This is a genomic window from Ruminiclostridium cellobioparum DSM 1351 = ATCC 15832, assembly GCF_000621505.1.
Taxonomy (GTDB): Bacteria; Bacillota; Clostridia; order Acetivibrionales; family DSM-1351; genus Ruminiclostridium; species Ruminiclostridium cellobioparum.
Window position 1 is genome coordinate 183,715 of record NZ_JHYD01000003.1, and the last position, 21,554, is coordinate 205,268.

The 21,554-nt window shown below is 42.3% G+C and carries 26 protein-coding genes; all 26 read left to right on the plus strand.

Annotated features, from left to right (window positions below; all coding sequences use genetic code 11):
* The first annotated feature begins 5 nt into the window (after positions 1-5).
* Entirely contained in the window at positions 6-422 is a 417-nt protein-coding gene (locus T344_RS0104815; RefSeq protein WP_027627767.1) for a CD1247 N-terminal domain-containing protein, read from the plus strand.
* 123 nt (positions 423-545) lie between these two features.
* The gene (locus T344_RS0104820; protein ID WP_027627768.1) at positions 546-2,558 is read left to right on the plus strand and encodes an elongation factor G; all 2,013 of its coding nucleotides are present in this window, start codon (positions 546-548) and stop codon (positions 2,556-2,558) included.
* A 133-nt stretch (positions 2,559-2,691) separates the two neighbouring features.
* Positions 2,692-3,120, plus strand: coding sequence for a hypothetical protein (locus tag T344_RS0104825; RefSeq protein WP_027627769.1), 429 nt, complete (start codon positions 2,692-2,694; stop codon positions 3,118-3,120).
* Positions 3,121-3,146: 26 nt separating this feature from the next.
* Complete coding sequence (locus T344_RS0104830) at positions 3,147-3,509, plus strand: GntR family transcriptional regulator (RefSeq protein WP_027627770.1); 363 nt, start codon at positions 3,147-3,149, stop codon at positions 3,507-3,509.
* Between the two features lie 16 nt (positions 3,510-3,525).
* The gene (locus T344_RS0104835) at positions 3,526-4,224 is read left to right on the plus strand and encodes an ABC transporter ATP-binding protein (protein ID WP_027627771.1); all 699 of its coding nucleotides are present in this window, start codon (positions 3,526-3,528) and stop codon (positions 4,222-4,224) included.
* Complete coding sequence (locus T344_RS0104840) at positions 4,218-5,036, plus strand: hypothetical protein (protein WP_027627772.1); 819 nt, start codon at positions 4,218-4,220, stop codon at positions 5,034-5,036. Before T344_RS0104835 ends, T344_RS0104840 begins: the two co-directional genes overlap by 7 nt.
* A 152-nt stretch (positions 5,037-5,188) precedes the next feature.
* Positions 5,189-6,163: a stage III sporulation protein AA gene (gene spoIIIAA, locus T344_RS0104845; protein WP_027627773.1), complete on the plus strand. Its 975-nt coding sequence runs from the start codon at positions 5,189-5,191 to the stop codon at positions 6,161-6,163.
* Complete coding sequence (spoIIIAB, locus tag T344_RS0104850; RefSeq protein WP_027627774.1) at positions 6,163-6,681, plus strand: stage III sporulation protein SpoIIIAB; 519 nt, start codon at positions 6,163-6,165, stop codon at positions 6,679-6,681. Before spoIIIAA ends, spoIIIAB begins: the two co-directional genes overlap by 1 nt.
* A 121-nt stretch (positions 6,682-6,802) precedes the next feature.
* Positions 6,803-6,997, plus strand: coding sequence for a stage III sporulation protein AC (spoIIIAC, locus tag T344_RS0104855; protein ID WP_004625685.1), 195 nt, complete (start codon positions 6,803-6,805; stop codon positions 6,995-6,997).
* Positions 6,998-7,061: 64 nt separating this feature from the next.
* Positions 7,062-7,448: a stage III sporulation protein AD gene (gene spoIIIAD / locus T344_RS0104860; protein ID WP_004625702.1), complete on the plus strand. Its 387-nt coding sequence runs from the start codon at positions 7,062-7,064 to the stop codon at positions 7,446-7,448.
* 101 nt (positions 7,449-7,549) lie between these two features.
* Positions 7,550-8,854 (plus strand): stage III sporulation protein AE, encoded by a 1,305-nt coding sequence (gene spoIIIAE, locus T344_RS0104865; protein ID WP_051571586.1) that lies wholly within the window; start codon positions 7,550-7,552, stop codon positions 8,852-8,854.
* A gap of 8 nt (positions 8,855-8,862) precedes the next feature.
* A complete protein-coding gene (locus T344_RS0104870; RefSeq protein ID WP_027627776.1) occupies positions 8,863-9,507 on the plus strand; it encodes a stage III sporulation protein AF in 645 nt (214 codons plus the stop codon).
* Between the two features lie 43 nt (positions 9,508-9,550).
* The gene (locus T344_RS0104875; RefSeq protein ID WP_027627777.1) at positions 9,551-10,192 is read left to right on the plus strand and encodes a stage III sporulation protein AG; all 642 of its coding nucleotides are present in this window, start codon (positions 9,551-9,553) and stop codon (positions 10,190-10,192) included.
* A 152-nt stretch (positions 10,193-10,344) separates the two neighbouring features.
* A complete protein-coding gene (locus T344_RS0104880) occupies positions 10,345-10,917 on the plus strand; it encodes a SpoIIIAH-like family protein (protein WP_004625676.1) in 573 nt (190 codons plus the stop codon).
* A gap of 286 nt (positions 10,918-11,203) precedes the next feature.
* Positions 11,204-11,599 carry an Asp23/Gls24 family envelope stress response protein gene (locus T344_RS0104885; RefSeq protein ID WP_004625704.1) on the plus strand — a complete coding sequence of 132 codons (396 nt, stop codon included), beginning with the start codon at positions 11,204-11,206 and terminating at the stop codon, positions 11,597-11,599.
* Between the two features lie 152 nt (positions 11,600-11,751).
* On the plus strand, positions 11,752-12,303 hold the full coding sequence (amaP, locus tag T344_RS0104890; protein ID WP_004625694.1) for an alkaline shock response membrane anchor protein AmaP: 552 nt from the start codon (positions 11,752-11,754) through the stop codon (positions 12,301-12,303).
* 121 nt (positions 12,304-12,424) lie between these two features.
* The gene (locus T344_RS0104895) at positions 12,425-12,655 is read left to right on the plus strand and encodes a DUF2273 domain-containing protein (protein WP_004625708.1); all 231 of its coding nucleotides are present in this window, start codon (positions 12,425-12,427) and stop codon (positions 12,653-12,655) included.
* Between the two features lie 136 nt (positions 12,656-12,791).
* Positions 12,792-13,268: a transcription antitermination factor NusB gene (gene nusB, locus T344_RS0104900; protein ID WP_027627778.1), complete on the plus strand. Its 477-nt coding sequence runs from the start codon at positions 12,792-12,794 to the stop codon at positions 13,266-13,268.
* 121 nt (positions 13,269-13,389) lie between these two features.
* Positions 13,390-14,592, plus strand: a complete 1,203-nt coding sequence (gene xseA, locus T344_RS0104905) for an exodeoxyribonuclease VII large subunit (RefSeq protein WP_027627779.1) — start codon at positions 13,390-13,392, stop codon at positions 14,590-14,592.
* 20 nt (positions 14,593-14,612) lie between these two features.
* Positions 14,613-14,855, plus strand: coding sequence for an exodeoxyribonuclease VII small subunit (gene xseB / locus T344_RS0104910; protein ID WP_004625684.1), 243 nt, complete (start codon positions 14,613-14,615; stop codon positions 14,853-14,855).
* Complete coding sequence (locus T344_RS0104915; RefSeq protein WP_027627780.1) at positions 14,852-15,736, plus strand: polyprenyl synthetase family protein; 885 nt, start codon at positions 14,852-14,854, stop codon at positions 15,734-15,736. The genes xseB and T344_RS0104915 overlap by 4 nt, the downstream gene beginning before the upstream one ends.
* A gap of 1,011 nt (positions 15,737-16,747) precedes the next feature.
* Positions 16,748-17,407 carry a hypothetical protein gene (locus tag T344_RS0104925; RefSeq protein WP_004625717.1) on the plus strand — a complete coding sequence of 220 codons (660 nt, stop codon included), beginning with the start codon at positions 16,748-16,750 and terminating at the stop codon, positions 17,405-17,407.
* A 23-nt stretch (positions 17,408-17,430) separates the two neighbouring features.
* The gene (gene dxs, locus T344_RS0104930; protein ID WP_027627781.1) at positions 17,431-19,287 is read left to right on the plus strand and encodes a 1-deoxy-D-xylulose-5-phosphate synthase; all 1,857 of its coding nucleotides are present in this window, start codon (positions 17,431-17,433) and stop codon (positions 19,285-19,287) included.
* A gap of 41 nt (positions 19,288-19,328) precedes the next feature.
* On the plus strand, positions 19,329-20,144 hold the full coding sequence (locus T344_RS0104935) for a TlyA family RNA methyltransferase (RefSeq protein ID WP_027627782.1): 816 nt from the start codon (positions 19,329-19,331) through the stop codon (positions 20,142-20,144).
* Between the two features lie 92 nt (positions 20,145-20,236).
* Positions 20,237-21,097 (plus strand): NAD(+)/NADH kinase, encoded by an 861-nt coding sequence (locus tag T344_RS0104940; RefSeq protein WP_004625682.1) that lies wholly within the window; start codon positions 20,237-20,239, stop codon positions 21,095-21,097.
* Position 21,098: 1 nt separating this feature from the next.
* Complete coding sequence (locus tag T344_RS0104945) at positions 21,099-21,551, plus strand: arginine repressor (RefSeq protein ID WP_004625711.1); 453 nt, start codon at positions 21,099-21,101, stop codon at positions 21,549-21,551.
* Positions 21,552-21,554 lie beyond the last annotated feature (3 nt).

The following is a 21,554-nucleotide window of genomic DNA, read 5'->3' on the forward strand; positions in this document are numbered from 1 at the left end:
GGATTATGAGTTATATTAGTGAACGAGTTGCTTTCATTAAGGGTTTGGCAGAGGGCATGAAAGTAGATGATACTACAAATGAAGGCAAGCTTTTGACTGCTATCATTGATGTTTTGGACGATATTTCCCTTGCTATCGAAGATGTTGAAGAGATTCAGGATGAAATGAGCGAGCAGGTGGATGGTATTGACGAGGATCTTGCCGAACTCGAAAAAATTGTTTATGAAGCCGAAGATGAGATCGAATTTGAAGAAATCGAATGCCCTTACTGTGGTGAGGAGATAGAGGTTGACCTTGATTTGATCGATGAGGATGCAGAAGCAATCGAATGCCCTCACTGCCATCAGAAGATAGAACTTGAATGGGACTGCGATTGTGATGGCGATGAATGTGGCTGTGGACATGACCACGATAAAGAGTAATTATTAAGATTTAAAACTGCCGACAAATACTTGTTGGCAGTTTTTTGCGTATAGGAAAAATTTCATCAATATTATTGGCCGCTGCTGCGGCTCAAAAGCCATAATATGGCCTGGGGGGTTAAGGTGAAAAAGACCATAGGAATACTGGCACATGTGGACGCCGGAAAAACTACATTTGCAGAACAGATTTTATATCATACCAAAAGCATCAGGAGCAGAGGGCGGGTTGACCATAAAAATGCCTTTCTTGACAACCATGAAATTGAAAGAGACAGAGGTATTACAATATTCACCGATCAGGCTGTATTTACCTATAGGGAATCAACCTGTTACCTGATAGATACCCCCGGACATGCCGACTTCTCCTCTGAAATGGAAAGAGCACTGCAGATAATGGACTATGCTGTTGTCATTATAAGCGCCGTGGAAGGAATACAGGGACATACTGAAACCGTATGGCAGCTCTTGAGAAACTTGAATATTCCCACCTTTTTCTTTATAAATAAAATCGACCGTGTAGGGGCAAATATTGAAAATGTTATTGCTGAAATAAAAGTAAAGCTGACAGGAGAAATCCTGTTTACAGCCGGTCTGGTTCCACAAGCCGTAAAAAATACCGGCTGTCTTTCCATATCCGAGCTCAAAAATACAAGTCCCGGATTGATGGAATTTGTGGCTGAAAGAGATGAAAACCTGTTGGAACTTTATTTGCAGGGAAGGGTTGAGAAGGTTGATTGGCTCTTGGAATTGAAGCAGCTGATAAAACAGGGCCGTGTTTTTCCCTGCATGGCGGGCTCGGCTCTCCAGGATGTTGGTATAACAGAATTTGTGGAAGTTCTTGACCTGCTGTCATATTCCGATTATGAAGAAAAAAGCTCCGAGAAATTCAGCGGCAGAGTATATAAAATACGCCATGATGAGCAGGGGAACAGGGTTACATATTTAAAGGCCCTTTCGGGGAAGCTTTCTGTAAAGGATGCTCTGGAATACGGCAGGCAGGATGAAGTTACCGGCAGTGGCAGGCCTTCTGAAAAAATCAATCAAATAAGAATATATAACGGCACCAGATTTTCAACAAGAGAATTTGTTTCGGCAGGAGAGATTTTCGCCGTTACAGGCCTTTCCAAAGCCTGTGCCGGAGATGGGGCCGGAACTCTGGAGGAAAGAGCCGTGTACAGGGTGATACCTGCACTTAAGTCCAGACTTGTCTTTGATAAAAGTTTGAACAACAAGGAAGTATTAAACAAAATGAAACTTCTCGAAGCAGAGGATCCGGCTCTTAATGTTTCCTGGAATGAAGCGCTTCAGGAACTGCATTTCAGCATAATGGGCGTTATACAGCTGGAGGTGCTGAAGCAGGTAATAGAACAAAGGTTTTCATACAAAGTGGATTTCGGCCCCTGCCAGGTACTCTACAGGGAGCCCGTATCCAGGCTGGCAACGGGCTATGGGCACTTTGAGCCCCTGAGGCACTATGCCGAAGTACATTTGAGACTGGAGCCGGCACCCAGGAACAGCGGTATCTCCTTCGAAAGCGCCTGCCATATCGATGACCTTCTGCCCAGTTACCAGAATCTGATCCGCACCCATCTGTTTGAGAAGGAGCACAACGGAGTGCTTACCGGCTCGTCGGTTACAGATGTTAAAATCACCCTTTTGACAGGACGGGCCCATCTGAAGCATACCAGCGGGGGTGATTTCAGGGAAGCAACTCTGCGCGCCCTGAGACAGGGGCTTGAAAAAGCCGGATGCATATTGCTGGAGCCCTTCTACCGTTTCAGGATTGAAGTGGATACTGACAGCATGGGAAGGGTTTTGTCGGATATACAGAAAATGCATGGTGATTTTGAGCCGCCTGAAACCCGGGAAAACAAGGTGACAATAAGGGGGAGGGGGCCGGTTGCAACCTTTATGAATTACAGTATGGAGCTGGTTTCCTTTACAAAGGGAAAGGGCAGTATAAACCTGTTTTTTGACGGTTATGACATATGCCATAATGAATCCGAAGTAATTGAAAATTCGGGTTACAATAAAAATGCGGATCCGGAATATACCTCAAATTCTATTTTCTGTGCCAAGGGTGCGGGTTTTACAGTAGAGGCCGGCAAAGTTGAGGAATATATGCATTGCTTATAATTGCAAGCAACTGCTAAAGCAAATATACAACAATTGTATTGACACCTTAATACAATTGTTGTATTATTGTATTAAGAACTTAGTACAACAATACAGTGATACAATATTATAACTTATTGAAAGGGTATAACGTATGAATAAAAAAACAGGCCTTTTATCGGCACTCATATTTGCACTGGCCTTTATTTCGGGATGTACTTATGGAAGCGGAAGTTCAACTGGATCGGTGGAGATAAATACCTTTTCCAGGATGTCGGCGTCCTATCAAAAATTCAGCGGTTACAAAACTGCAGATTTGCATGTAAAAGAAGGAGAAGCCCTTGAGGTCAGTGTTAACATAGTTTCAAAAAAAGGAAAGCTTGATTTTATTATTATTAGAAAAGCAGATAAAAAAGCTGAAAAGAATCAAAAGGACGAGACAGTTTACGAAAAAAACGACCTTCCCACTTCGGAGTTCAGGGTGACACTTGACAAACCCGGTGATTACGATATTACCGTTACGGCCGAGGAACACAAGGGAAGCTATAAGGTAACCTGGCAGGAAGCAGATAAAAAGGGATAGAAAAATTACCGAAAGGGGGTATTTCCGTGGCAAATGATTATTCATCAAATGTGCCCATTTATCTTCAGATAATGAATGATGTAAAACTCAGAATTGTATCCGGTGTCTGGGAGCCGGGGCAGAGGCTGCAGTCTGTGAGAGACCTGGCTGTTGAATTTTCGGTAAATCCCAACACCATGCAGAGAGCTCTGTCCGAGCTGGAAAGAGATGGGCTGCTTTATACCGAAAGAACTTCGGGGAGGTATGTTTCACAGGACCAGCAGAAGATATCCAAAGCCAGAAGCGGTATGGCTGAAGAGTATACCGAGAGCTATTATAATGCCATGCAAAAGCTTGGCTACAAAAATGAGGAAATAATCAAAATAGTATCAAATAAATCAAGCCTTTAATAAAGGAGGATAATATATGAGCAGGATAATTGAAATAAGTTCATTGGATAAGAAATACGGCTCAAGGAAGGTATTGGACAATATATCACTTACACTTGAAAACGGAACAATAGTGGGTTTGCTGGGACCTAACGGCTGCGGCAAGACTACTCTGATAAAAACAATAGCAGGTCTGATAAAAGATTATAAGGGAAAGGTTCTGATTGAGGGCTCTGAACCCGGCGAATACTCAAAATCCATAATTTCCTACCTGCCTGAAAAAACTTATTTATCTGAAAATTATAAAGCAAGGGAAGCACTGGACTTTTTTGAGGATTTTTACGCCGACTTCGACAGGAAGAAAGCGTTAGAAATGCTGACTCAGTTTAAGCTTGATCCCGACCAGAAAATAAAAAGCATGTCAAAGGGCATGCAGGAAAAGGTACAGCTTACCCTGGTCATGTCCAGGAAAGCAAAGATATATCTTCTGGATGAACCCCTGGGAGGTCTGGACCCGGCATCCAGAAAGGCAATGCTGGACATTATATTGAATAACTACTCGGAAGACGCGGTAGTCCTTCTTTCCACACACTTGATCAATGATGTGGAAAGGATATTTGACAGGGTGATCATGATTGGAGACAGCAAAATACTGATTGATGATACCGTGGACAATATACGCGAGAATAACGGCAAATCCGTGGTGGAATTATTTGAGGAGGTATTCAAATGTTGAGTAAATTATTGAAATACGAATTCAAAGATACTGCACGCACCATTCCTCTGCTTTATCTTGTCGGTTTGATTTTTGCCGGTTTGGTGCTTTTTTCGGTAAAGCTGCTGCATATCCAATGGTTTCAATTTACCACGTCTGTGGTACTCATGCTGCTGGGAATCGCTGTCTCAATAATTACTTTTGTAATTATAGTTATGAGATTTTATAAGAACCTGTATTCAAACGAAGGTTATCTGATGTTTACGCTGCCTGTTAAACCTGGTTTGCTGCTGGCTTCCAAATCCATAGCGGCATTTTTCTGGATGATTTTAAGCTATTGCTTTACTGCCGGGGCATTTTTGGTAAGCTTATATGGTTTTGGAGTCACAGGCGAACTGGCTTTGGCAATGGATGAAATAAAAAGCCTTGGTGCCGAAAAAATGATCTATTTATTCATACCGGCCATCGTACTTGCAACTCTGTATTTACTGGGGCAGATATACTTCGCAGTAACTGTGGCCAACACGCCGGCCCTTCATAGTATGGGTATAGCAGCGGCTTTCCTGGTTTTCATAGCAACAAACATAATTTTACAGATAGTGGAAGCAATATTTACTGTTTTTATTCCCTTCTCAATTGAAATTGGCTTTGAAAAAATAAATGCTTCTCTGACATCAAAAAACATGTTCGGCTTTATACTGGAAACCGTAAAAGGCTCCGAGCCCACAGGCATTGTAATCGGTCTTGGAGGCTATGTATTTGAAATCGTGATGGTTTGTGTCCTGTTTTATGTAACGTCACGTATGATGAAAAACAAAGTGTCATTGAAATAATAGATGTATTAATAAAAAAAATCATTAATAAAATATTAAAATTGATAACTCAACTTTACCTGAAAAATAAAGTTGGGTTATTTTTTTTACATGTCATAAACATGGACAAAGCCTAATATATATAAATAACTTAATTTAGGAGATGCATACACATGATTAAAGGGGTGCAAAGTGACATATTGCCTTATTTGATACCCAGTATCAGGGCAATTTTAATGAAGCTGGAGGCTGAAAAGTTGGACAATCTTCAGGAAATACGAATGAGGGCAGGAAAACCGCTGATGGTCTTTTATGGCGGCAGGGACCTGTTTGTGACTGCAAACGGTGAAATATCTTCCGATATACGGGAAGCGTATATGGTAGCTCAGAATGAAATAATAAAGTCCCTTGAATTAATGAGTGAAAATTCCGTTTACGCCTTTCAGGAAGAGATAAAATCCGGTTATTTGACTCTCAGAGGGGGCCACCGTGTCGGTTTAAGCGGCCGGGTAATAGTTCAGGAGGGGCAAATAAGAAATATCAAGGATTTCAACAGTTTGAACATACGTGTGGCCAGGGAAGTTTACGGCTGTTCAAGCAAACTTGTCAGTTTCATAATTAAAAGCAGTGATGATATATACAACACCCTTATCATAGGTCCGCCTCAAAGCGGAAAGACGACAATTTTACGTGATGCCGCAAGGCTTCTCAGCAATGGCGGTGAAAGAATTGATTTTAAGGGATTGAAGATAGGAATTGTAGATGAGAGATCGGAAATAGCCGCCTGCAGTAAAGGAATTCCACAAAATGACGTGGGTTTCAGAACAGACGTTATGGACAGCTGTCCCAAGGCTCTGGGAATGGAAATGCTGCTCAGAAGCATGTCCCCGAATATTATCGTAACGGATGAAATCGGTACCCGGGGCGACAAGGCGGCAATAATGACAGTACTTAACTCCGGAGTCAAAATCATTGCCTCGGCACATGGCTATAACATTTCAGAGCTGAAAATGCGCGAGGAACTTCTGGCAATGATCAAAGCAAATACATTTGAGAGATATATAGTTTTAAGCTCAAGCAACGGGCCCGGAACGCTGGAAGAGGTGTTTGATTCCCAACAGTCGGCCATCTACAGGAGGTGTTCCTGATGCTGCTGAAAATGATTGGAGCCGTGGTTTTAACAGGGGCTACAAGTTTGATAGGTTTTCTGCTGGCCGCCGATTGTTCCAAAAGGCCCAGAACCCTGCGGGAGCTGCAGGCCCTGCTCCAGATGCTGGAAAATGAAATAAGCTATTTGTCGAACTTGCTGACAGAGGCCTTTTTCAGAATATATGAAACTTCAAAGGTAGATGCAGCCATACTTTTCAAAGCTGCCGCCCTGAACCTTCAAACCGGTGGGGTAACTGCAGACATGGCATGGGACAAGGCTGTTAATGAATATTATTCAAAGCTTTCACTGAACAGGGAGGACAGGGCCATATTGATCACTTTTGGCAAGATGCTTGGAAATTCCGACCTTGAGGGGCAGCTTAACAACATCAGGCTTGTTTCCTCCCAGCTGAAGCTGCAGGAAGCCAAGTCGGAAGAAATGAAACGGAAAAACGAAAAAATGTATAGAACTCTTGGAGTTTTAAGCGGTCTGGCATTGGCCATAATATTGTTCTAGCGCTTTCAATGCAAGGCCCCACAGCATACTTTTTCACATAGAACGGATAAGAGGTAGAGGTTCCATAAATAATTTACAGCCGCTGCGGCCCAAGGCCGTAATATGGCTCATGGAGGTCATTATGAATGTAGATCTTATATTTAAAATAGCTGCAATAGGGATTCTGGTATCGGTGCTCAACCAGGTGCTGGAACGGTCGGGCCGGGAGGAACAGGCCATGATGACCACACTTGCAGGTATTATAGTTGTTTTAATGATGGTATCCAAGGAAATAGCAGGACTTTTTGCCGCTGTAAAAACAATGTTTCAGTTTTAATGAGGTTTATACGAATTTCAATGGACAAATCCAAAGGGGTTAAAATTATGAGGGTACAGATGATATGGATATACTTCAAATTGTTTGCATTGGTATTATAGCAGTTATTTTAACAGTAACAATCAGACAGCAGAAACCTGAAATTGCCATGCTGGTCAGCATAGTTGCCGGACTTCTGATATTTGTTCTGATAGTGGTCAAGCTTACCTCGGTTATTGATTTCATAAAGACTTTCAGCAGAAAAGCAGATATTGATGCCACCTATATAACAATTCTGCTGAAGATAGCAGGCATCGCATACATTGCAGAGTTCGGAGCCGAGGTATGCAAGGATGCAGGCGAGTCGTCAATAGCATCAAAAATCGAGCTGGCAGGTAAAGTAACAATTGTAATACTGGCAGTTCCCATAATTACATCACTGCTGGACCTGGTCGTCAAGCTGATGCCCTAGCGGCTGTAACATTTTAATTCACATATGGACAAGTTTTATTAAGACAGCTGGAAGCTTTGTTTATTTTTTAATGCTGCTGTATTGCAGCAAATGGGGGTAGTATGCAAAGGAAGAGGAAGCTTAAAGAATCCAAAGAGGGAAGGAAGCTAAAAATTGGTGTTTTATTTGTTGTTCTGCTGCTCAGCCTTTTTTATCCTGTAGAAATCAATGCGGCATCCCGGAACGAAGAGAAACCTCCATATGCCGGCACTTCCAACAGGGCGGATCAGGACTCGGCAGTGAAGGAAAAAAAGACTGAGACCCCTGACGACACTATGAGCATAATAAACGGACAGCTGGAAGCCAATGACAGTACGGCAATCAGTGAAAGCATAAAAAAGTATTACAATGACGATGCAGAGAAACTATTTCCTCAATTTGATCCCGAAAAGATTATTGCCGGTGCAGCCAAGGGGAATTTTGATCTCAGCATTAAAGGAATACTCGACAGGGTGGTCAAATATTTGCTGGAGGAGGTTTTCCTCAATGTTGACATACTTTTTAAGATAGTAGTGCTTTCAATAATTTGTGCAGTACTCAAAAACCTTCAAAACTCATTTTTAGGGGAAAGCGTGGGAGAACTGGCATTTTTCGTTTGCTACATTGTAATTGTTTCAGTGCTGATGGTGAGCTTCAGCAGCGCAATGAAAATGTGCATGTCAATTATAGACAGTATGGTGACCTTCATGCATGCAATAATACCGCTGCTGATAACACTGCTTGTTTCGGCGGGAAACTTCACTTCAGCGGGGGTGTTCCAGCCCATACTCATAATGCTTGTGGAGGTTGGTGCAACAGTAATCAAAAACTTCTTTATCCCGCTGATATTTCTGGTGACGGTTTTGAATATTGTAAATAACATCTCGGATAAAGTCCAGCTTACAAAGCTCTCAGGTTTTATAAAACAGATATGCACCTGGGGCCTGGGCCTTATACTCACCGTATTTATAGGAATAGTCTCCATACAGGGCTCTATGGGGGCCGTTGTGGACGGGGTGACCAGCAAAACGGCAAAATATGCGCTGGGGACTTTCGTTCCGGTGGTGGGAAAGTATCTGGCCGATGCCGCCGATACGGTTGTGGGCTGTACATTGATAATTAAAAATGCTTCGGGACTTATTACCATGATAGGTATAATCATTATCTGCCTGGCTCCGCTGCTTAAAATACTTGCCGTAATTATTCTGTACAAGCTGGCCTGTGCTTTTGTAGAGCCTATTTCAGATAAAAAAATAACAAATTGCCTCAATGATATGGCAGGTTCGCTGACATATGTACTTGGAGTCACAGCAGCCGTGGCAGTGATGTTTCTGATTGTCATAACGGTTGTGATCAGCACCACAAATGTTTCTGCAATGATAAGGTAGGTGAGGGCATGCTTGAATTTCTGAGAAGCTGGATAATAAATATTGTAACAATTTCATTGATTTTGATTTTATTTGAAATAATCGTTCCGTCAGGGAAAATAAAGAAAATAATAACTCTGGTGTCGGGTTTCGTACTTTTGATTGCCGTGGTAAATCCATTTCTCCAATTGAAAAACAGCAATTTTGATTTGAGTGAAGCGGTACAGGCCGACAGCTTCTACATAGACCAGAAAGAGGTTGAAAACAGCAGCAAGCTGCTGGAGGAGACCCAGGCCAGACAAATTGCCGAAGTCTACAAAAAAAAGCTGGCACTGCGGATAGAGGAAGAAGCCGGCAAGCTGGAAGGTGTTTCGGTAACAAAGACCACAGTGGAAATAAATGAAGACTACAATTCTGAAAAATTTGGTGAAATTACAAAGATATCCGTCGAATTAAAAAAGGCATCAAAAGAAAAGGACAAGAAAACCATAGAACCAGTGGTAACAGTGGAAAAAATAGATATAAATGCCGGATTGAACAAAAAGAAAGAGAAGGAAAAGGAAGGTCTGAAATTTGTCGATCCTGAAGACAAGAGACTAACCGAACTGGTAAAACAGAATCTGAACAAGTCTCTTGAGGTAAATAAGGAAAGCATTGAAGTAACCATTACTTAAGTTTTACCGGGTAATTTCATATAAAATCCTGGGAGGTAGCGAGATGAATAAATTGGGCGAATTGGCAAAAAAAATTCAACAGAGAATAGGCAAATACGGCAGCAAAAAAATTATAGAAAAGGCTGTAATAATTGCAATAATAGGGGTAATATGCCTGATTGCAGGAAGTGTACTTTTCGAAGATACATTTAAAAAAAATGCGGCAACGACCACTCCCCAGACAGTAAACCAAAAACAGGAACCTGCCGATCCCACTGCAGCTGAAGCCCTGGGTCAGGCCAAAGGTGAGTCAAAAACCGAAATAGAGGAAAACCTCAGGTCAATCCTGTCGCAGATAAAGGGGGCCGGAAAAGTGGATGTAATGATTACCTTTGTTTCGGGAAGCGAGTCGGTGCCTGCGGTAGATGTAAACTCAAGTGAAAACAGCACCCAGGAGAGAGACAAGGAAGGAGGTTCAAGGGACATTAAAGAGAACAGCAGGGATAGAAGCATCGTTTACGAGGAAAGCCAGGGGGTCAAGAAGCCTTTTGTTGTCAAGGAAATACTTCCCAAAGTAAAAGGTGTGGTCATCGTGGCCGACGGCGGAGGAGATGCCGAAGTCAGGAGTAACCTGACAAAGGCTGCCGAAGCGTTATTGGAGGTGGCTGCCCATAAGATTCAAGTGTTTCAGAGGAGAAACAATTAAATTTTATAAAAATAGAAATAAAGTGTGATACCAATGAATATACATAATCTTGAGAAGGGAATGGTGCCGTACCGCCCATTTCGAAAAAAATCCTTATGGCTGAAAGCCAACGGGAGCAATAAACTATTCAGATTGTTAGGAGGGTCTATGTGATGAAATTTTTAAAAAGAAAACAGATTATCGTACTATCCCTTGTATTGATGCTAGTTATTGCCGGGTATCTACAGTACAGCTACAACAAGAGCTCACAGTTCAGTGAGGAAGACTCTGCCCAGATCGGCGACGCTGTATATGTGGATAATCAGGATGTAACCGGGGATGGGACCGCATCGGTTGATGATTCGGAGAAGACAGTAACTGCTTCAAAAGAGGCAAATAGTTACTTTGCCCAGACAAAGATGGACAGAGATGTTGTAAGAGGCAAAGATATAGAAATCATGAAGAGCATAACTGATGATCAGAGTGCTACCAAGGAAGCAAAAGCCGAAGCCCAGGCTAAAATGATGAAGATAGTTGAAACTTCACAAAAGGAATTAAATATCGAAAACCTGATAAAAGGTAAGGGCTTCAGTGATGTTGTTGCATTGTTTGGTGATGACGGAAGTGTAGATATAGTTGTTAAGGCGCCGGCTATATCCAAGCAGCAGACAGCACAGATAGTTGATATAGTTACCAGACAGGCCAATATCCCAATGGAAAAAATCGTGATAAAGAAGTATTTTTAACTAAAAAATATTTAAATTCAACAATATCATTGAGGTTATCTTACAAAGGGACGACCGACAGCCGCTTCAGGCGCAGCTGTTGATCATTCCTATGGATAACCTTTTTCTTTTGCCTTTTTGGAGCCGTCAGTTTTATTTCTTTTTAAAGACGTTGGTTTTATTCTCATTGATTAATAAGTGCTGAAGTGATATAATTTTACCAAACTGAGCCATAATATGGTGATGAGGGCATTTGAACATTGTTTATGGTTCAAGTATGTTAACCTGTTAAATGGAGAGGTGCATAATGGAAGAAGAAAATAATATTCTGGATGATTACGGATCAGTGAAAATATCTGAAGAGGTAGTTGCCATTATTGCAGGGATCGCTGCTACCGATGTCCCGGGTGTTGCAGGCATGAGCGGCGGGATAGCAGGCGGAATAGCAGAAATACTCGGCAGGAAGAACCTGTCAAAGGGTGTTAAGGTTGAGGTTGGCGAAAAAGAGGCGGCAATAGATCTTTATATTATTGTGGAATTCGGGGCCAGGATTCCGGAGGTTGCATGGGACATTCAGGACAAGGTTAAAAATGCCGTTCAGTCAATGACGGGACTTAATGTCATTGAAGTCAATATTCATGTCCAGGGAGTTAATTTCGACAAGGAAATTAAGAAGGAAAACGAATCTAATAAGAGTATATAAGCCCTGTTGCTGGGGATAATATAAAAGAACCATAAAATTCATATAAATGCAGAAATTTGATTTTTGACCATGCATGAAATATAATTAGCTGTAGATTTATATTACAAATGCAGCAGTTTTTTGTAAAATAAATGAAAAGAGGTGGAGGATTCATGAACATAATATTACGTGTATTGCTGGCTATTTACGCATTTTTTCTTACATTGGCTTCAATGTTTGCAATGCTGGTTACTATAAGGTCGGACATATTGACCGACACATATACATATTTATATGAAGAGGTATTAGCCAACAGAAATCCATCTATAGTCATGTTCATTATTGCTTCGATATTTTTCTGCTTGAGCTTGACGTTCCTGCTCTCGGGTTTTAAGCCTGAAGGAGATAAAAAGGCTATTATCAAATATAATAAAAACGGTGATATCAGGATCACCTTGAACTCAATTGAGAATATTGCACTTGCAACCTCAAGGAAACTGTCGGGTATTCGTGATTCAAAAGCATATGTTACTAAAATCGGGGAAAGCGTCAGCATCACCGTCAAGGCCATAGTGCTTCCCGAGATAAACATTCCGCTGCTTTCAGAGGATATGCAGGTCAAGGTTAAATCCTCTGTAGAGGAGTGTACCGGAGTGCAGGTTGAAAGTGTAAAGGTACTTGTAGAAAGTATTTTCACCGGATATAAGTCTTCGAGAGTTGAGTGACATATGCAGGTGCAGCGTGAAAATGCATTTAAAAATTCATCATACATTTCACGCAGAAAGAACACAAGTGTTTTTATTGCAACTTGTTGCTGGCGTGTGATACACGGGATGGGAGGTAATGATGGATAAGCAAAAACTGTATGAAGTATACAGGCAGCATAAAGGTGAAATTATCGGAGCCGGAATAGGGCTTTCCATAGCCATTATTGTGCTGCTTCTGGGAGTGTTAAAGGCATTGTTTATAGTTATATGTGTTGTTGTCGGTTTCTATATAGGCAAGAGGCTGTCCCAGGACAAAGACTATATCAAGAACCTCCTGGACAGGATACTTCCTCCGGGAACTTACCGGTAGAAGGTGTGAGGTAATAATAAGTAAGACGAGAGGTTCCAGAAAAAGCAGTATCAAGAAATGGTATTTTATAGTAATGGCAATTTGTAGTTTGAAAATAATAAAAAATGTCAATTGATATACATAGGAGGAATTGTTAATGGGACGCCGTGCATCAAGGGAAGCTGCCATGAAACTGCTGTATCAGCTTGAGATTCAGAAAAGTGACAGGAGCGAACAGATTGAAACCGCACTTCATGACGAGAATTTAACCGACAGCGACAGGAAATATATAAGGGGCATTATCGATGGGGTTAGTGAAAGGGTGGCTTTACTTGACAGAGTTATAGAAAAATATGCCATGGGCTGGAAAATCAACAGACTGTCAAAAGTCGATCTGTCAATACTTCGTATAGGGATTTATGAAATTTTATACCGCGAGGATATTCCTTTCAGTGTCTCTGTAAACGAGGCGGTTGAACTTGCTAAAAAATACAGTAATGAAGATGCCGGTGCTTTTGTAAACGGACTGCTTGCAAAGGTAACCAAAAACGATGCGGAGGAGGCGGCACCTGAAACCTCCGGGCCTGCTGACAAAGCAGCAACGTCGGAGGCTGCAGACACCTCAGATAAATAGTATGGTTTATCAAAACTGGTAATGTGAGTTTCTGCATTATCTTTTTTTGTTTAAAGGGGAAGTATGGATTATTTTATGCTTTGGCAAAAACTATTTTTCCGGAGCAGAAATGGGGTATAAATTGAACAGAGTTTTTTCAGTTTCGGATATAAACAGCTATATAAAACAGCTTGTTTCAAATGACGGGATACTGTCCGGCTTATCGGTGAGGGGTGAAATATCCAATTTCAAGCATCATTACACCGGACATATGTACTTCACTATAAAAGATGAGAACAGCGTCCTCAAGTGCGTTATGTTCAAGACACAGGCCAACCAGCTCAAGTTCATGCCTCAAAACGGGAACAAGGTAATCGTATCCGGTTACATTTCAGTTTTCGAGAGGGACGGACAGTACCAGCTGTATGCCGGTGATATGCAGCCCGACGGACTGGGAGCGCTGCACCTTGCTTTTGAGCAGCTTAAGAACAAGCTTCAGGCAGAAGGAATGTTTGATACTGCGATAAAAAAGAAACTGCCGCTGCTGCCCAGGAGCATCGGTGTGGTCACTTCCTCAACCGGGGCGGTTATAAGAGACATTATAAATGTTACATACAGAAGGCACGGTAAAATGAAGCTGGTGCTGTACCCGGTGGCGGTGCAGGGAGTGCAGGCCGCCAGCCAGATAGCGGCTGCAATTCAGAAACTCAACCAGCTGGGCCAGGTGGATGTAATAATAGTTGCCAGGGGCGGCGGCTCTCTGGAGGAACTCTGGGCGTTCAATGAAGAGGTGGTGGCAAGGAGCGTGTATGCCTCTAAAATACCGGTGATATCTGCCGTGGGCCATGAAACGGATTTTACCATATGTGATTTCGTTTCGGATATGAGGGCTCCCACACCGTCGGCTGCTGCCGAGCTTGCCGTTCCAGACGTAGAGGTATTGAAATACAAACTGCAAAACTACAATGTGAGAATGAAAAGTGCGCTGGTGAAAAAACTCAATATATGCGAAACTCAGCTGCAAAAGATAAAGACGCGTCCGGTTTTCCAGCAGCCCTATGACAGGTTGAATCAGTACAGGTTGAAACTGGACAATGACGTGAAACATTTATTCAGGGATAATCAGATGCTCATTAAAGACAAAAAAGCACAATTTGCTTTACTGGCAGGAAAACTGGATGCACTGAGTCCGTTGAAAATTATGGAAAGGGGCTACAGCGTGGTCAGAAATTCCGATGGGACCATAGTCAGCAGATTGGAGCAGGTTAAGCCCGGTGATATGCTGGAAGTGTCTCTGAAGGATGGAAAGGCCAACTGCAGTGTAGTATCCACAGACAGGAAATAAATCGGCAAAGGAGGAAATAAATGAATCAGGACTTAAATATACGGGAGGATAAGAGCTTTGAAGAAGCTATATCCCAGTTGGAGCAGATAGTATCAAGGCTTGAAAAGGGTGATATATCCCTGGAGGAATCAATAACCAATTTCCAGCAGGGAATTGAATTATCCAGATATTGTGCCGCAAAACTGGATGAGGCCGAGAAAAAAATATCCATCCTGCTCCAGGATGAAGAGGGAAATTTAATTGAAAAGGATTTTGAACTATGATCTTTACCCAAAAACAAGCATTTTATTCGACTATTGTTGAAGAAAGCCTGGCAAACAGCATACCAATCGAAAACCCGTACTATATCAGGCTTAAAGAGGCTATGCTGTACAGCCTGATGGCAGGCGGAAAAAGATTGAGGCCCTCCCTGGCTCTTGCCACAGCCGAGATTTTTGAAATAGAACCCCGGGAGGTTATTGCTTTTGCCTGTGCCATAGAAATGATCCATACCTACTCTCTGATCCACGATGATCTGCCCGCCATGGACAATGATGATTACCGCAGGGGAAAACTCACAAATCATAAAGTCTTTGGGGAGGCTATGGCCATCCTGGCCGGTGACGCACTGTTGAATCTGGCATATGAAACCATGATCAAGGATGCGCTGACCGGCAACAGTATGGCAAAGCTGAAGGCTATGGAGGTTATTTCCCGGTGTGCCGGCTCCCTTGGAATGATCGGCGGTCAGGTCATAGACTTGAACGGTGAGGGAAGAAGAGTGGACAGTGATGAACTGAAGGCCATGCACAAACTGAAGACCGGAGCACTAATAAAAGCTCCGGTGGAGGCTTCGGCAATAATTTCCGGAGCCGGGGAAAAGGAATTTGCCGCGCTGTCAAACTACGCTGCAAACCTTGGTCTGGCCTTTCAAATAAAGGATGACATTCTGGATGTGGAAGGCAGCATGGAGGAAATGGGCAAAAAGCCGGGCAGCGATGCACAGTGTGATAAGTCAACCTACGTGACGCTGTACGGGCTGGATAAGTCAAAGCAGCTGCTTCAGGACGTGACCGGCGAAGGAATTGCCTTTCTGGCCGACTTCGGCAGCAGGGCTGATTTCCTGAGAGAGCTGGCCTCGGCCCTGGCGACAAGATCAAATTAAGCTCTGTAACAGTGAATCGGAATTAACTCGTTGTACTAATTGAATTTCGTTTTGCCTTACAAATAAGATTTATTAAAATCAACTGGAACTCGAGGACAACTTCATGGAATAAGATGCACGGTAAAAAGCAATTCCCGTAATTGTTTTGGGTGCAGCCTTATTTCATGAAGTTAGTGCGGGAGTTACCAGTTGACTTAAAAATCACGAGGTAAAGCACAAAATTAAAATCAATCACTGTTCCAGATCTGAATTTGGATCAATATCCCTTTGTAATTTAATGTATTCTATGTTATAATGTGTTCTCGATGACACAAAAACAGGGTGGCGCAGTATTCTAGTCAGTACTCATGATTCTGAAGACGGGCCTAAAAATCCGTTTAAGGGCACATCGATGAAGTTCCTTGTGTCGGCTTGCTACGCCCAGTGGTGGGCTGATGCTGGGAGTTAAGGCTTAGGGGCGATCTGCAATGGCATGCGGGCGTTGACCCCTTTTCCGTGGAGACCCTTTCTTGTGGTTGAAAAGTTGAGCGCAGGAGCGATAAAACTGTTCCCTGTACTTGCCACCTCGACTACGACTAGGGATTAAACCTGTTATGCGGTATTAATAATGCTGTGAACAGAGTAGCCTGCCTTGAGTGAAATTTGGTGGATAATGGATCGGATGCCTGATGTATTGGCCGATATATGGGCATTATTGCTGTTTGAAACCCTTTTTGCAAAAGAGGCTAGGAATCATCTTGACTGTCGGGGAAAACCCCTAGACTGTTCGAAATGTAATTTATTGGGGATTAAAGTGTGGACTAAGTGGTAATCAGGCCCCATATGCGGTAACGCAATGGTGATGCGGTTAAAGGGAAACCTCTGGTTTGGCGACATTCCAGTACGCATCAGGGAAATCCTGCCTGACCTAAGCCGCAAAATTTACTCAATAAATTGCCACCCGGTTTTTATAAGTCAGTTAATAACGGCAAATATATGTTTTCAGTGCCGTTATATTTTTGGAGGATTGGTGTGGAAGACAATTATAAGCATCCAGCCGATGAACGTAAAGTCAAATTTAAATCAAATACCATTGGTTCAAAAAAAGAAACAAGAGTATGGACGCTCTTGATTACAATAGTTACTTTCTTTATTTCTGTCTTCATGTCTTTTTTTTCGAATGAAACAATAAGATATGCTTCTACAATAGTTTCCTTTCTTATAGTTTTTGGTATAATCATAATCAGTATACTGTTTGACCTTATAGGTACTGCAGCAACGGCGGCAGATGAAGCACCCTTTCATTCAATGGCCTCAAGAAAGCTTTACGGTGCCAAACAGGCTATAAGGTTAATAAGAAATGCAGACAAGGTTTCAAATTTCTGCAATGATGTTGTCGGTGATATCTGCGGTGTTATAAGCGGTACTGCGGCAGCTTATATCGTATACAAAATTTCAGGGGAAGGAAGCCAGGTTGAAAACAGTATATTCGGGTTATCCATAACTGCCATGGTGGCATCACTTACTGTGGGAGGAAAGGCCCTGGGAAAATCCGTTGCACTTCAGAACAGCAATTACATAATATATAAGGTAGCTGTGGTTACAAACTTTTTGTTTGGACGTTTTAAATTTGTTAAAACTAAGAATAGATGGGATAATAGTAAGAATAAAAATGGTAAAAAGAAAAAATGACCGGAAACAAAGGAGATTAACTCGTGGGGTATTTAGAAGGTATAAACTCTCCTGATGACATAAAAAAATTAAATAATGAAGAACTATCCGCACTTGCTGACGAGATCAGGAATTTTCTCATATATAAGGTTTCAAAAACCGGAGGACATCTGGCTTCAAACCTTGGAGTGGTTGAACTGACCCTGGCCATACACAAAATTTTTCAGACCGACTCGGACCAGGTGGTATGGGATGTGGGACATCAATCATATGTTCATAAAATCATAACCGGAAGAAAAGATGAGTTTGATACGTTAAGAAAACTTGGGGGGCTGGCAGGTTTCCCTAAAACCTGTGAAAGCCGGCATGATTGCTTTAATACGGGACACAGCAGCACATCGATTTCGGCTGCCCTTGGCATTGCAAGAGCCAGAGATCTGATGAAGAAAAATTACAGCGTAATTGCCGTAATTGGGGACGGGGCAATGACAGGCGGACTGGCATATGAGGCGCTGAATGATGCGGCCAGATATACTTCCAATTTTATTGTCATACTCAATGATAATGAAATGTCCATAGCACAAAATGTGGGAGGTATGTCCAGATACCTGAGCAAATTGCGGACAGATCCCTTTTATACAAAGACTAAGGAAGATATAGAAAATTTTTTGGACAGGATGCCTAAATTCAGTAAAAAGGCTAAAAGGGTAATCTCAAAACTAAAGGGCACTGTGAAATATATTTTTACACCGGGTGTATTTTTTGAACAACTGGGTTACAAATATTATGGACCGGTTGATGGTCATAATATTGAAGAGATAAGCAAAGCTTTAATTGCTGCTAAAAAGATCAAAGGACCGGTTTTAGTGCACATCAACACTCAAAAGGGAAAGGGCTATTCCTTTGCCGAAGAAAGTCCGGACAGGTTTCACGGTATTGCGCCCTTTGAAGTTGAGACAGGTGAAACACACGGCAGCAGCGTTCCTGATTATTCGGAAGTTTTCGGAGATACAATGTGCACACTTGCAGCTTCGGACGAGAGAATTGTGGCTATTTCTGCCGCTATGGCAAAGGGAACGGGCTTATTCCGCTTCAGTAACGAGTTTCAAGGCAGATTCTTTGATGTGGGAATAGCTGAACAGCATGCTGTGACATCCGCAGCAGGAATGGCTGTAAAAGGCTTGATTCCTGTTGTTGCCATATATTCTTCCTTTTTGCAGAGAGCCTATGACCAGATTATTCACGATGTTGCAACTCAAAATCTGCATGTGATCTTTGGTGTTGACAGGGCCGGGATAGTTGGGGAGGACGGTGAAACCCACCAGGGAGTATTTGATTTGTCATTTCTGAGTCATATACCAAACCTGACGGTAATGGCCCCGGCAGATTATTATGAACTCAGGCAGATGCTTGATTATGCGGTAAACGGACAGAAGGGACCAATTGCCGTCAGATATCCAAGGGGCAGGGGCAAGGAATGCCTGGGACAAAGAATTCCTCTTGAAGCAGGAAAATCGGCCATTGTAAAAAAAGGTGAAAAAGTTTGTGTGCTTGCTGCCGGAAGTATGGTGGATACGGCGCTTCAAGCGGCTGAAATACTCATGGGGTCTGATATTGATATACAGGTGGTAAGTGCCAGATTCATCAAGCCGCTGGATGAGGACTTGATTTTAAAAATTGCAGATGAATTCAATTATATAATTACTCTGGAAGACAACAGCAGGAGCGGGGGCTTTGGAAGTAAGGTTCTGGAATTTTTAAACCAAAAGGGAATTAACAGGAATATAAGTATCCTGGGGCTTCCGGATGAATTCATAACCCACGGGTCAAGAGCTGAATTACTGAAAATACTTGGCCTGGACGCAGAAGCACTTGCAGAACGTATTAAAAATCTATTCTGAATTATGCGGCTCAAAGCCATAACATGCTCATGGAGGTTAAATTGGAAAAGGAAAGACTAGATATATTATTGGTGAACCGGGGTTTGTTTGAAAGCCGGGAGAAAAGCAAAAGTGCCATAATGGCGGGAGTAGTTTGGATAGACGGACAGCGTGAGGACAAGCCGGGGACAAAAGTTCCGGCTGAATGCCAGGTGGAAATCAAGGAGAACGCAAATCCCTTTGTAAGCAGGGGAGGTCTGAAGCTGGCCAAGGCAATAAGCGAATTCAATATAAGGCTGGAGGGGAAGACCTGCATGGATATCGGTGCATCGACGGGAGGCTTTACCGATTGCATGCTGAAAAACGGGGCCGAGAAGGTGGTTGCCATAGATGTGGGTTACGGACAGCTGGCATGGGAGCTCAGAAATGACCAGCGGGTCATATGCATGGAGAGAACCAATGTACGATATGTAAAACCTGAGGATGTGGGTTTTCTTTCCGATTTTGCATCAATTGACGTATCCTTTATATCTCTGACAAAGGTTATGCCTGCGGTACTGGAGCTGCTGAAGGCTGAAGCAGAGCTGGTCTGCCTGATAAAGCCCCAGTTCGAGGCGGGTAGAGAAAAGGTTGGAAAGCATGGTGTGGTCAGAGACAGCGGAGTTCATAAAGAGGTAATAAATAATATTATTAATTTTGTACTTTCAAAAAATCTTTATATCAAACGCCTGTCATTTTCGCCCATAAAGGGACCTGAGGGAAACATAGAGTATTTGCTGCATATATCAAAAAGTGATGCTGTGCAGGCCCTGGAGAATTTGCAGGAACTGGTCGGAAAAGTGGTTGATGCCGCACACAGTGAGCTTTGTAACACATAGACGTCTTTATTTTACAGCAATTCTTTGCAAAAAGTCAGGGCTTTTGCTAAACTGTAAAGGTGCAGTTATAAAGCTGGCATTTGGAGGGCAATATGAAAAATATCGGAATAATTACTAATAATGAAAAAGACGTGGGATTTGCCTATACAAATATGCTTATCGAAAGTATAAGAAAGTTTGGAGGACAGGCTGTTATACCTACCAGATCGGTAACAAAGGGTATGGAAGGGCTGGATAATGAGGTTGAGGAAATTTGCAGTAAATGTGAGCTTATCATATGTCTGGGCGGTGACGGGACTTTTTTAAAGACTGCCAGAACTGCTTATTTGTACAATCTCCCTATTTTGGGAATAAATCTTGGATCATTGGGTTTTTTGACGGATATAGAAAAAGGTGAAATTGATAAAGCTGTTGAAAGTATCTTTCAGAATAATTATATAATTGAAGAGAGAATGATGCTTTCATCCAGAATATACAAAGAGGGAAAACTGTTTGCAGAGGATGTGGCAATTAATGATGTTTCCATATCCCGGGCCGGGATACCGCGGATATTGCATTTGAGTACCTATATCGATGACAATTTTTTTGATATGTTTCCCGGCGACGGCATAGTAGTTGCCACACCAACGGGTTCGACGGCCTATTCCATGTCGGCGGGAGGCCCCATAGCCGAACCTACGTCAAAACTTATAATAGTGACTCCTATATGTCCGCATATGCTGTATTCAAGATCTTTTGTGGCCTCTGAGGAAAGACGGGTCAAGGTTTCGGTATCGGACGGCTTTGAGCATAAGGCTCTGGTGACCGTTGACGGACAAAAGAACTATGAAATAACCGGCGGAGACTATATTGAGATTGAGAAGGCGGCTTCAAAGGTAAAAATATTGAAAATTCACTCGAAAAATTTTTTTACAGTCTTAAGAAACAAAATCTATGACAGGAAAGAGGAATAGTATGAAATATAACAGACATGCCAAGATTTTGGAGATAATCGAAAGCAATGTGATTGAAACGCAGGAGGAACTTGCGGACAGGCTTAAGGAACAGGGGATGGATGTCACTCAGGCAACTGTTTCGAGGGACATTAAGGATTTGAGACTAATAAAGGTCATGTCATCGGACGGCAGATATAAATATGCAACCTTTTCCCAGTCTGAGAATCAGGTATCCAACCGTCTCATAACAATCCTTACCGAAGCTTATGTATCCAGCGATTATGCAAATAATATCGTGGTAGTCAAAACCCTTTCAGGAATGGCCCAGGCAGCGGGCTCTGCCATAGACTCCTTGAAGTGGCAGGAAATACTGGGTACGATAGCAGGTGATGATACTCTTATAATGGTTTGCAGAGCAGAGAAAATTGCTGAAGATATAGTTAATAAATTCAATAAAATGATAAATAAGTAGTAT

Bases quoted from the DNA above. Each gene is read 5' to 3' on its own strand.
- T344_RS0104815 (WP_027627767.1), top strand. From the start codon at position 6: ATGAGTTATATTAGTGAACGAGTTGCTTTCATTAAGGGTTTGGCAGAG.
- T344_RS0104825 (WP_027627769.1), top strand. From the start codon at position 2,692: ATGAATAAAAAAACAGGCCTTTTATCGGCACTCATATTTGCACTGGCC.
- T344_RS0104835 (WP_027627771.1), top strand. From the start codon at position 3,526: ATGAGCAGGATAATTGAAATAAGTTCATTGGATAAGAAATACGGCTCA.
- T344_RS0104840 (WP_027627772.1), top strand. From the start codon at position 4,218: ATGTTGAGTAAATTATTGAAATACGAATTCAAAGATACTGCACGCACC.
- spoIIIAA (WP_027627773.1), top strand. From the start codon at position 5,189: ATGATTAAAGGGGTGCAAAGTGACATATTGCCTTATTTGATACCCAGT.
- spoIIIAB (WP_027627774.1), top strand. From the start codon at position 6,163: ATGCTGCTGAAAATGATTGGAGCCGTGGTTTTAACAGGGGCTACAAGT.
- spoIIIAC (WP_004625685.1), top strand. From the start codon at position 6,803: ATGAATGTAGATCTTATATTTAAAATAGCTGCAATAGGGATTCTGGTA.
- spoIIIAD (WP_004625702.1), top strand. From the start codon at position 7,062: ATGGATATACTTCAAATTGTTTGCATTGGTATTATAGCAGTTATTTTA.
- spoIIIAE (WP_051571586.1), top strand. From the start codon at position 7,550: ATGCAAAGGAAGAGGAAGCTTAAAGAATCCAAAGAGGGAAGGAAGCTA.
- T344_RS0104870 (WP_027627776.1), top strand. From the start codon at position 8,863: ATGCTTGAATTTCTGAGAAGCTGGATAATAAATATTGTAACAATTTCA.
- T344_RS0104875 (WP_027627777.1), top strand. From the start codon at position 9,551: ATGAATAAATTGGGCGAATTGGCAAAAAAAATTCAACAGAGAATAGGC.
- T344_RS0104880 (WP_004625676.1), top strand. From the start codon at position 10,345: ATGAAATTTTTAAAAAGAAAACAGATTATCGTACTATCCCTTGTATTG.
- T344_RS0104885 (WP_004625704.1), top strand. From the start codon at position 11,204: ATGGAAGAAGAAAATAATATTCTGGATGATTACGGATCAGTGAAAATA.
- amaP (WP_004625694.1), top strand. From the start codon at position 11,752: ATGAACATAATATTACGTGTATTGCTGGCTATTTACGCATTTTTTCTT.
- T344_RS0104895 (WP_004625708.1), top strand. From the start codon at position 12,425: ATGGATAAGCAAAAACTGTATGAAGTATACAGGCAGCATAAAGGTGAA.
- nusB (WP_027627778.1), top strand. From the start codon at position 12,792: ATGGGACGCCGTGCATCAAGGGAAGCTGCCATGAAACTGCTGTATCAG.
- xseB (WP_004625684.1), top strand. From the start codon at position 14,613: ATGAATCAGGACTTAAATATACGGGAGGATAAGAGCTTTGAAGAAGCT.
- T344_RS0104915 (WP_027627780.1), top strand. From the start codon at position 14,852: ATGATCTTTACCCAAAAACAAGCATTTTATTCGACTATTGTTGAAGAA.
- T344_RS0104940 (WP_004625682.1), top strand. From the start codon at position 20,237: ATGAAAAATATCGGAATAATTACTAATAATGAAAAAGACGTGGGATTT.
- T344_RS0104945 (WP_004625711.1), top strand. From the start codon at position 21,099: ATGAAATATAACAGACATGCCAAGATTTTGGAGATAATCGAAAGCAAT.